The organism is Pseudomonas sp. Irchel 3E19, from assembly GCF_900187585.1.
Classification (GTDB): Bacteria; Pseudomonadota; Gammaproteobacteria; order Pseudomonadales; family Pseudomonadaceae; genus Aquipseudomonas; species Aquipseudomonas baetica.
The window spans coordinates 1-3,325 of record NZ_FYDT01000098.1; the positions used below are offsets into that span (position 1 = coordinate 1).

Sequence of the window (3,325 nt, forward strand, 5' to 3'; positions counted from 1 at the left end):
TTGCTCGGCAGATCGGCTTGCAGCCGGTGACCACACCAGTGCGTAGCCCGCAGAGTAATGGCATGGCCGAGAGCTTCGTGAAGACGATCAAGCGTGACTACGTGGCGCACATGCCCAAGCCGGATCGAGAAACGGCGTTGCGTAACCTGGCAATTGCCTTCGAACATTACAACGAGCAGCATCCGCACAGCGCCTTGAACTACCGTTCACCGAGGGAGTTCAGGCGCTTGGCAGCTGCATCAATTTAACGGAGAGTTGGTGTCCGGTTTTGTAGGGGCAAGTCCACACATTGAGGCAGCTCTATCTGTGCGGGTGTCCATCACCCGGTTCATCGGGGTAACTCCAGGCTTGAGCGACCACCAAAATCTTCTGCTTCGTTCGATGGCTGCCATTTTGAGCAATGCCAAATCAAGGGGCGCTGACCAGGCACTGGCGGCTGATTTCATCAATATGGCCGATGAGCTGAAAGAAAGTGTGTCGACCAAAGCAGAGTACTTAGATCAGGCAAATAGTGAAATATTGCCTTGGGAAAGTCCCGCGCATTACGCAGTGAATGCGATTCAGAATGTCCTGCGTAAGATTGATAAAGCGACTGGTTCCTCATTGATCATGGGCCTGATCAAGCTTGGGCTCGCCTTAGCTATGGTCTGGGCAGTCAAAGAAGAAGGGAAGGGGGCTGGTCAGTTTCTTGCTGCAGTGACAGGGATGGTCTTCGTTATGATCTCTGTAATGGCTCGTGTTAAAGGCAAAGATTTGTCGATCGCCTCGTTCGTCCTCGGCGCCGCTACTGCTTACGGTGCTGTCTACTTCACGATGCATGGTAGTACAGAGAACGCGCTTGGGATCTGCACAGTTGGAGGCGTATTTGCATTGTTGTACATCCTTATCGCCAATGCTCAGCACGTAGATCCGGGGATGGGGCATTCGCCGGTCAGAACAAACAGAAATGTGATGGGTGGGCCAGAAGAAACGTTCAAGATGACAAACCCCGCTACTGGCTTGCCGATGATGGGAGATGTGGATATCGAAGGGAATCCATTTGGAACTGGAATGGATCGTTGATCTCCACTTGGTGCTTAGCTGAGGGGCCATGTCAGGATAGTTCTGAACGATTGCTGAGGGATGATCGGGCCGGAATGGATTCACGAGGTGTCAGCATGGTTGACATAGTTATTATGGATTGACTATTATTCTTCTGCGCCTAGGCGTGAACCACAGGGTGGTTACAGGGATCTTCGGATCGCACCCCGCTTCTGATGAAAGTCAGATGGCCCAGTGCCAGGTAACAGTGTCCTGCCCCGTCGAACGCATGCAATCGACGGCTGAGAATCCCGCCTAGAGCGGGATTCGCCGTTTCTGGCTCTTCACTTTTGCGCTCTCGGCCGATTCCGTACTTCCTTGGGGCATTGGCCCTTAGGCTTATTTTGCGTATCCATCGCGACCTTGAAGACACTAAACCCCTTCTTGTTGATCGGGGTATCCGGTGAACCTTCGCCTGTGCGTGCGAAATACGCGCTTGTGACGTGAATCCGCAGCAATCGGTGTTCGCGAAAAAACGCTAAGCACACTTTGTACGGTTCTAGCAGTCCGGTAGCGCCGTTCAACACGCTCATGGTGAAAAACCGCTCACCTTCAGTGTGGTAGATCGTAGCGACGTTGAGCTTCTCTATGATGCCCTTGAGCTGCTTGGAGGCTTCGTAGCGCTCTAGGCAGACCATTTGCCCGTGCCGACCATCTTCGTATAGGTACGGAATGTTGGTGCCGCTGTCGTCTTTCGTGAAGCAGTGGAGGCCATAAGTCACAACAAATTCGAAGTCTCGTTTATCGGCCTTAAAGACCACCAAGTGCGACGACAGGTGGCCGAGATCGTACTCAACACCGTCGTGCTCGAATGACTGCCACTCCTGGATAGAGTCGACGTGAAATTTAGCCAAGCTCAGTCCTCGAGCACGTAAGGTAAGAGCTCGATTTTACACGAATAAAACCGTTCGTCTGGCTAGCAGATGCGCATGCCGAAACGTCAGCCATTCTCACTGAATGTGAGCCGAAGCTAGTCAGCCGCTATACCAATGGCTTTTGAGAATTAAAGCTGTCTCAGCCGATGCACAAAGTCGCGCCTTCCAGGCCGAGCTCATGCCACGAAAAACTGTCGCAGCAACGCATAACGCCCCCGATGCACCACACGCTTGAGAATTAAAACTGTCGCAAAAAGGCGAGCTGGAAGGACTACAGCTGCCATTATTCTCCCGTCATTATCTGGGATAGCCATCAGGCCCTACTCGACCTACAGGGTAAAAGTACGCTGAAGCTACGAAACAAACTTTTGCAAGGTCCGATTCGTTTTCTGGACATTGCTTAATCCTACCGACGAAGTAGTGTTGGGCAATGACTGTGCAAGCTTCCCTCCGGTTAAGTCGATGGGACGGAAGAAACCGTGAGATGGCGAGGTCAAACTCTTCAGGCGTCACGTCCCAGGGGACGGGGAAAGCAGAGCAATTACCCCCTGCTGCATAGTAACGATCAAGGCACTTAAGCCCCCAATCCCGATCAGACCTCGGCAGGCGCCTCAGTCCACGAAGCAGGATATGTAAAAGCTCTTTGTCAGAGCGCGGAGGATATAACCATTCAGCAACCCACCACATCGAAAACGCCCACCAGAGCTGCGCTACCTCGGTTACGGTTGTGCTGACACCAGCTTTTCTCAATACCCGAATAAATCTAGCTACATGCTGCGGCCATAAAGCCAGCATACGACGCCCACCATCCTCTCTTTCGGCTCGCGATGGGTTCATGTTGGGCCTCCACTACCTTCAAGTCGAACAGAGTTTAGCAGTCAGTTTTCACCGGGGAGCCGTTACCCTTCGACAGCCTTTATTGGCCCTGAAGGAACGCCAATTACGAGCGCTGACTGATTATCTGGACACCGTGTCGACCAGTGAGGCGGATCCAGACGCTGAGGTGTTCGCTTTGTTAGTCCAGGTGCGCTCAATCCGCAGGCAGGTAGCAGCGACGACCATTGCGCCAATGATCTTGATCGAGCAGGACAACCAGGACACCTGAAGCGCGCCCGCAATACGTTTGCTGATGTAAAAAAAAAGGTTCTTCACGGAATCCCGGGAAACACAGAAACAAGAACGCCGATTTGATTGATGATGTTCGTGCGAGCAAACACATCTAACAAACCGGCGTTCTTATGCGCGATATTAATACTTTCCTTCCTTTTTGGGAGGGCTTTTCTGTCGTCACGATCAAGCCTGATGGTGATGCCCTCCAGATCGATCTGACGCCCCACGCCACCCGATTCCCTTCCTGTGGTGGGTGCCAA

Annotated in this window: 4 protein-coding genes; 2 read left to right on the plus strand and 2 right to left on the minus strand. The window is 52.6% G+C overall.

All coding sequences use genetic code 11. The features are described 5' to 3' along the window. Both CKW18_RS29455 and CKW18_RS29460 read left to right on the plus strand, forming a co-directional pair. A partial coding sequence (locus CKW18_RS29455; RefSeq protein WP_141233070.1) for an integrase core domain-containing protein occupies positions 1-248 on the plus strand: 248 nt, incomplete at its 5' end. Positions 249-258: 10 nt separating this feature from the next. Beyond that, positions 259-1,062, plus strand: a complete 804-nt coding sequence (locus CKW18_RS29460; protein WP_095191967.1) for a hypothetical protein — start codon at positions 259-261, stop codon at positions 1,060-1,062. A gap of 302 nt (positions 1,063-1,364) precedes the next feature. Here the strand turns inward: CKW18_RS29460 and CKW18_RS29465 are convergent, their stop codons facing one another. Beyond that, positions 1,365-1,934, minus strand: a complete 570-nt coding sequence (locus tag CKW18_RS29465) for a hypothetical protein (RefSeq protein WP_095191968.1) — start codon at positions 1,932-1,934, stop codon at positions 1,365-1,367. A 1,169-nt stretch (positions 1,935-3,103) separates the two neighbouring features. Next, the coding region (locus CKW18_RS30755; RefSeq protein WP_218274346.1) for a hypothetical protein at positions 3,104-3,325 on the minus strand (222 nt) is incomplete at its 5' end.